Annotated in this window: 7 protein-coding genes; 2 read left to right on the top strand and 5 right to left on the bottom strand. The window is 68.0% G+C overall.

From position 1 onward, the window contains the following. Positions 1 to 204: 204 nt before the first annotated feature. Complete coding sequence (locus QK287_RS18165; protein ID WP_282361102.1) at positions 205 to 1,269, bottom strand: NAD-dependent epimerase/dehydratase family protein; 1,065 nt, start codon at positions 1,267 to 1,269, stop codon at positions 205 to 207. Then, positions 1,266 to 2,147 (bottom strand): MTAP family purine nucleoside phosphorylase, encoded by an 882-nt coding sequence (locus tag QK287_RS18160; protein WP_282361101.1) that lies wholly within the window; start codon positions 2,145 to 2,147, stop codon positions 1,266 to 1,268. Before QK287_RS18160 ends, QK287_RS18165 begins: the two co-directional genes overlap by 4 nt. Positions 2,148 to 2,326: 179 nt before the next feature. Here QK287_RS18160 and QK287_RS18155 point away from each other — a divergent pair, with 179 nt between their 5' ends. Both QK287_RS18155 and QK287_RS18150 read left to right on the top strand, forming a co-directional pair. Beyond that, positions 2,327 to 3,469, top strand: a complete 1,143-nt coding sequence (locus tag QK287_RS18155; RefSeq protein ID WP_282361100.1) for a molybdopterin-dependent oxidoreductase — start codon at positions 2,327 to 2,329, stop codon at positions 3,467 to 3,469. Further along, positions 3,466 to 3,906 (top strand): hypothetical protein, encoded by a 441-nt coding sequence (locus QK287_RS18150; protein WP_282361099.1) that lies wholly within the window; start codon positions 3,466 to 3,468, stop codon positions 3,904 to 3,906. Before QK287_RS18155 ends, QK287_RS18150 begins: the two co-directional genes overlap by 4 nt. On the opposite strand, the gene QK287_RS18145 is transcribed toward QK287_RS18150, so the two are convergent. From QK287_RS18145 to QK287_RS18135, 3 genes are read right to left on the bottom strand one after another with little or no spacing between them, the layout of a single operon-like run. Continuing rightward, positions 3,861 to 4,568 (bottom strand): class I SAM-dependent methyltransferase, encoded by a 708-nt coding sequence (locus tag QK287_RS18145; protein ID WP_282361098.1) that lies wholly within the window; start codon positions 4,566 to 4,568, stop codon positions 3,861 to 3,863. The two genes, QK287_RS18150 and QK287_RS18145, sit on opposite strands and share 46 nt — an antisense overlap. Then, positions 4,565 to 5,245, bottom strand: coding sequence for a DUF2064 domain-containing protein (locus QK287_RS18140; RefSeq protein WP_282361097.1), 681 nt, complete (start codon positions 5,243 to 5,245; stop codon positions 4,565 to 4,567). Before QK287_RS18140 ends, QK287_RS18145 begins: the two co-directional genes overlap by 4 nt. Positions 5,246 to 5,262: 17 nt before the next feature. Continuing rightward, complete coding sequence (locus QK287_RS18135) at positions 5,263 to 5,988, bottom strand: glycosyltransferase family 2 protein (protein ID WP_282361095.1); 726 nt, start codon at positions 5,986 to 5,988, stop codon at positions 5,263 to 5,265. Between the last annotated feature and the right edge of the window lie 198 nt (positions 5,989 to 6,186).

The raw sequence follows: 6,186 nt of genomic DNA, 5'->3' as shown, positions 1-6,186 counted from the left end.
CGACATGCTCGTCGGCATCGCCAAAATCACCGTCAACACCAAGTAACACCCACCCCTAAATCCTGCCGGTCGAATTGGCGGGCAAGCGAAACAGTGAAGCCACGGCTCTTGGGGGCCGTGGCTTCGCTGTTGCCTGAGCAAGTTTGTGTGTGTTCCCGCGGGCCGGCCAGCGGGATCGACATCCCGGAGCCGTTCGCGCCCCTTTCAGGCGGCCGGGCCGCCGCGAAGGGGTGCGTTGGCAAATTCGAGCATGCCTTCGTCAAAGCCCACGGCCGGGGACCAGCCAAGCTCCGTCTTGAGCAGCTCAGAGGACGCCGTGACGTGGCGGACGTCGCCCAGCCGGTACTCGCCGGTGACCACAGGCACGGGGCCGGAGCTGAACCGGGACAGGGCGGTTGCAACGTCGCCGATCGTGTGGACCTCATCGGCTCCGACGTTGTAGACCCGGAATCCAGCGCCACCGCCGGCGCCCAGGGACTCGATGGCGGCGATATTCGCGGCGGCCACATCCCGGACGTGAATGAAGCTGCGCCGTTGCGCACCGTCTTCGAAGACCCGGGGCGCTTCACCACGGGCCAAGGCCGAACGGAACAGTGACGCGACGCCGGCGTAGGGCGTATCCCGCGGCATCCGCGGTCCGTAGACATTGTGGTAGCGCAGCGCCACCGCTTCGCCGCCTGTGCTTCGCGCCCACGCAGCGGCAAGATGCTCCTGGCTCACTTTGGACGCGGCATAGACGTTGCGCGGGTCAAGGGGCGCGTCCTCCGTGACCATCGCCGGGTCCAGCAGGGCGCCGGTCGCCGGGTTGCGGGGATCGTAGACGCCGGCGCGCAGGTCCGCTTCGGCGCGGGGCCCGGGCCGCACCGGGGCACCGGTCACGGAGTCGGTGTAGGCACCCTCGCCGTAGACCACCATGGAGGAGGCCAGGACCAGCCGCTGGATACCGCGGCGTTCCATCGCGGCCAGCAGGATCGCCGTCGCGTAGTCGTTGTTGCGGACATAGTCGGGCGCGTCAGCGAAGCTGACCCCGAGGCCCACTTTCGCACTTTGGTGGCAGACCGTGTCGATGCCGTCCAGCGCACCGTGAACGGCGTCGGGGTCTGTGACGTCTCCGGTCAGCAACTCCACCCGGGGATCAAACGCCGGCGGTCCGTGATGGAGGCCCGGGTCCAGTGAATCCAGGACCCTCACGGACCAGCCGTTGGCGAGGGCGGCGTCGACGATATGGGAACCGATGAATCCGGCGCCGCCGGTGACAAGGAGCCTCATGAGGCGGACACCGCCCGGCGCACAACCGGTAACGCCAGCACACGGTCCACCGCCGTCGGATCCATCAGTGGACGGGGTGCGTAGTCATCATCGACGGCGGCAATCGTCGCCTCCAGCACAGCCAGGACAGTACCCTGGGCGTTCTTCAGCCGAGCAAACACGGCGTCGGCGGTGACCGGGTCCGAACCGTCGTGGCCGGTATCCGAGTCCGTAATGAATGCCAGATTCGCGAAGCCCATGTTCAGTTCGGCGGCGAGGACGGGTTCGGGGTACTGGGTCATGCTGATGATGTCAGCGCCCCCGCTGACGTACCAGGCGGATTCGGCTTTCGTGGAAAAGCGCGGCCCGTTGACAACCACCACGGTCCCCCGCAAAACATGGGAGACATCCTGGGCCAGCAACGCGGTAGCGAGGTGTGCACGCAGTGCCGGGCAGAAGGGCTCCGAGGCCGGCAGGTGCTGCACGCCGGCCGGCTCGACGCCGTCGGCAACTGTGCCGTCGTAATAGCTATCGGCGCGCCCCCAGGTCCGGTCGATCAGTTGGTCCGTGACCACAAACGTCTCCGGCCCGTAGCCTTCGTGCAGGCCGCCCACCGCCGAGGACGATATAACAGCCTTGACGCCAAGGCTTTTTAAAGCCCAGAGGTTGGCCCGGTAGTTGATCTTCTGGGGCGGGAGAGAGTGGCCGCCGCCGTGGCGGGGCAGGAATGCCACGCTCCGGCCGGCCACCTCGGCCAGCGTGATGGGGCCCGACGGCGGTCCGAACGGAGTCTCGACGTCGACGGTGTCCTTGACGACTGCGCCAGGGAGCCCGTACGTGCCGGATCCTCCGATGATTCCGATGCGCGCCTGCGCCGTGCCGGCAAATGATTGTTCCATAGGAACCATCCTGTCATCCGGGGGGGAGGTGCCGCGGCGGGCCCGCCGCGTTCAGCGGAGTTTCCCGGCACTGTCGATGCCGTCCCACGCAGCTTTCTTCGCGGGCCGCGGCTCAATGTTTTCTGGACTCGCAGGGGCCGGCGGCACCGTGGGCGCAGGAATGATGGTGTGATCTAGCTATGGAAAAGCTCACCAACGCCTTGGCCGCCAGATTTGCCTCGCCGACGCGCAGCACCCGGCTGACTGTGGTGTTGGGACGCTGGCTGGGGCTGAGCTTCACCATCTGTTTCCTGACGGGCCTGTTCAGCCACGGGCTCCAGGAACCACCGTCGTGGATGTTTTTCCTTACCCGCCCTGCCTGGATTTACCAGCTGACCCAGGGAGTACACGTAACGGCCGGCATTGCCGCCATCCCGCTCCTTCTGGCGAAGTTATGGTCGGTGTATCCCGAACTGCTGACCTGGCCACCGGTTAAGTCCGTGGTGCACGGCCTGGAACGGGGTTCCATCGCCCTGTTCATCGCCTCTTCCCTGGTGCAGCTGACGACTGGCCTGATCAATACCTACAAGTGGTATCCCTGGCCATTCCCGTTCCGCGAAACCCACTTCTGGCTGGCCTGGGTCATCTGGGGGTCCCTGCTGCTCCACATCGCCGTCAAACTTCCGGCGATCATGGAGAACTGGCGCGCCCGTTCCGGCAGTGGTCCGGCGGACGAGACGGCGCCGGGCCGCTGGTCCCGGCGCGCGTTCCTGACCGGGGTCGCGGCCAGCACGGGGGCCCTGGTGGCCACAACCGCCGGTCAGTCCTTTTCCTGGCTGGACCCACTGAACCTCTTCGCACCCCGGAACATGGGCACGGGGCCCCAGTCCGTTCCAGTGAACCGCACGGCCGCCGACGCGAAAGTTGCGGACCTGGCGGGTTCCACGGACTGGAAGCTGACAGTTACACATCGGGGAACCAGCCGTTCGTACACCCTGGCCCAGCTCAAAGCACTGCCGCAGTCCGAGCAAGAGCTTCCCATCGCCTGTGTTGAAGGCTGGAGCCAGACGGCCCGCTGGCGGGGCGTCCGGATCCGGGACCTGGTCAGTGGCGTCGGCGCCCCGTCATCCTCCACCCTGCGCGTCACCAGCCTGGAACCGGAAGGCGCATACCGGACGATGCTGATGCCCGCAGCGTATGTGCAGGATGAGCAGACCCTGGTGGCCCTGGAACTTAACGGCCAGACGCTCGATCTGGACCACGGCTACCCGGCCCGCGTCATCGCCCCCGGACGCCCGGGTGTGCTGCAAACAAAGTGGCTGCAGACTGTGGAGGTCCTGTGAAAACCGCGAAGATCTACCGGATCGTCCTGGGCACGGCAGGGGTGGCGGTGATCGGCTACGGGCTCTTGGGGCTGCCGACCCAGCTCGGGCCGGCCCAGCTGCTTGGGCTGCTGCTCTGGCTTGCGGTGGCCGTCCTGCTCCACGACGGCGTCATCGTCCCGCTCGCCACCCTGGCCGGAGCGGGCCTGACCCGGATGGGCTCACGACTGCGTCCGGCGTCGACGGCAATCATTCGCGGCGCGCTCCTGACGGGCGCCGTGGTCACCCTGATCGCGGGGGTGCTGCTCAAGGCGCAGTCCGTGGCACCTAACACCAGCGCGCTGGAAGCCGACTATGCCGCCAACCTGCTCTGGTTCTGGGCGACCTTGGCAGTCGTCGCCGCAGCCCTGGTCTACGTCCTGGAGCGCGTCGGCTCCGGAGCCGGGGAGAGCCGGTAAAAGACGCGGCCCTGGAGCCGTTGGATGTGCGTGACGGTCCAGCCGCCGGTGTCGGCCCGGGCCGCCAGACCAGGACCGCCGGTCCGTGCCCAGCGGAACGGCTCGCTGCGGTTCCCATGTTCGTCTTCGAGGACGGCGGGGTAGGCGGTGTCGAGGTATTCGTCCGCTTCGACCTCCACCAGGAGGGTGCCGCACGCGGTGATCAGCTGGCGGCAGCGGCGCAGCAAAGCGGTGATGCTGCCCCCGATGCCGATGTTGCCGTCGAGCAAAATTATGGACTGCCAATCACCGGTGTGGGGGACCGCCGCGAAAACGGACTGCTCCAGCGCCTGCTCGCCGCGGTTGACTGCGCGGCGGACGGCTTCGGCGCTGGTGTCCAGGCCCAGAGCCTGCAGCCCGAGTGACCGGGCGGCGGACAGCAGCCGGCCGGGCCCGCAGCCGACGTCCAGGACCGGGCCGCGTAGGCTCGCCAGCAGCGACCGCTCGAGCCCGTTCGCGTCCTCACACCAGCCGCTGACGTCAAATTCCACGGCCTCGGTGTGATAATGCCGGCCCTCGGGGCGCAGCGTCAGCTTACCTGCACCGAGTTGCAGGGCCCGGGCGTACGGCTCTGCGTCGCCCTGGCCGAACACGGCAGCGGGGGCAGCCGCGGCGACGGTCACCGCAGCGCTCCTTCCAGGGGGCGTGACTTCGGCGCCGGGTCTGCGGCAGTCCTGGCGGCGTTGTCTACGGCGTGTGCGAAGTCGGTGCCGGGGATCTCCGCCGCGATCTGCAATGCGTCGCTGAAGTAGTCCATGTCCCGGAGTTCGGGGAGGGACCCGACGGTGAGCCCGGCGGCGGTCAGCCGGGCATGCTGCGCAGTTCCGGTGGTGTCGGTGGACATCGGCACGCCGCGGATCAGGGCGCCGTCGGGCCGGCGCAGGGCCAGGGCCCAGAAGCCGCCGTCGGCGGCCGGGCCGAGCCAAGCGTCGCGGCTCGCCTGCACGGTGGACCAGTCGCGCAGGAGCGCTCCAAGGTGGTCCGCCGCGACCTGTGGGGTGTCCATCCCGACGATGAGCAGCGGCCCGGTGGTGGCGTCGCAGATCGCGGCGAGCCGTTCGTCCAGCCCGCCGGTTACTTGCGGGACGACGGTGTAGCCTGCTGCGTCCGCGGGCGAAGGAGTACCGTCCATAACCAGGATCCGGTGCCGGACCGGGAGAAGCCGGACGGTCGCCAGGGTGCGGCTCAGGCTCGCCTGGGCCAGTGCCGCCGCATTTTCTGGGCTCAAAGGCGGGCTCAGCCGGGTTTTGACCCGGCCCGGCACGCACTCTTTGGCGATGACCGCCACGGTAAGATCCACGCTCTTTTCCATAACCATCATTCGTTGCCGGCCGCGCCGCGGACCGGTCCGGACGGCAACGCAGCGGAGGCCTCGGTGACGGCCTTGGCGGCCCGGAGCTGCGCGGACATGTCCTTTACCGCCGTCAGGGTGCCCCGGAGAGTCCCGGTGACCTTCGACTTGCCGGTGCGGGGGGCATAGGGAACGGGCAGCTCCACGATCCGCCAACGGCGCAGGCTTGCCTTGAGGAACATCTCCAAGGGATAGCCGCTGCGCCGGTCCGCCAAGCCGAGGGAAAGCAAACCCTCACGGCGGGCGACCCGCATTGGGCCCAGGTCCGTGATCCGTTCCCCGGTTAGGCGCCGGAGCCGCCACGCCAGTACGAGGTTGGCGATGCGGGCGTGCAGCGGCCAGGAACCGCGCTGGGGCCGGCGGCTACCCAGCACCAGATCCGCAGTACCGCCCAGGACAGGCCCGGCCAGCTCCGGCAGCCCGGCCGGATCCAGCGAGCCGTCGCAATCGCAGAACGCCACAAACTCCGACGTCGCGGCGAGGAGGCCGGCATGCGCGGCGGCGCCGAAACCCTTCCGTGCTTCATGGACCACTGTCGCACCCAGGCTGGCTGCGAGTTCGGCGGAGCCGTCGGTGGAGCCGTTGTCCACAACGATTGCCCGGTATCCTTCGGGCAGCCGGGAGAGCACCCACGGCAGGGCACCGCGCTCGTTCAGACACGGGAGAACAACATCCACCAGGGCTGCGGTCATTTCAAACATCCTTATCAGGAGACGGATCAGGCAGCGCTGCTTCGCCCTGTAATCATTACGGTATACGCACAGTGCCACGGACCTCCAACAGGAGGTACCGTGGCACGCCCCGCCGGTGCAGACCCTGCACCGGGCGGCTTTTGCGGGTGGGTGTTACTTGGTGTTGACGGTGATTTTGGCGATGCCGACGAGCATGTC

It is taken from the genome of Arthrobacter sp. AL05 (genome assembly GCF_029960715.1).
Lineage (GTDB): Bacteria > Actinomycetota > Actinomycetes > Actinomycetales > Micrococcaceae > Arthrobacter.
This window is presented reverse-complemented; position numbering and strand designations above follow the sequence as displayed.

Excerpts from the sequence above, each read along its gene's own strand:
- QK287_RS18160 (WP_282361101.1), bottom strand. The coding sequence starts at position 2,147 with ATGGAACAATCATTTGCCGGCACGGCGCAGGCGCGCATCGGAATCATC.
- QK287_RS18155 (WP_282361100.1), top strand. The coding sequence starts at position 2,327 with ATGGAAAAGCTCACCAACGCCTTGGCCGCCAGATTTGCCTCGCCGACG.
- QK287_RS18135 (WP_282361095.1), bottom strand. The coding sequence starts at position 5,988 with ATGACCGCAGCCCTGGTGGATGTTGTTCTCCCGTGTCTGAACGAGCGC.
- QK287_RS18165 (WP_282361102.1), bottom strand. The coding sequence starts at position 1,269 with ATGAGGCTCCTTGTCACCGGCGGCGCCGGATTCATCGGTTCCCATATC.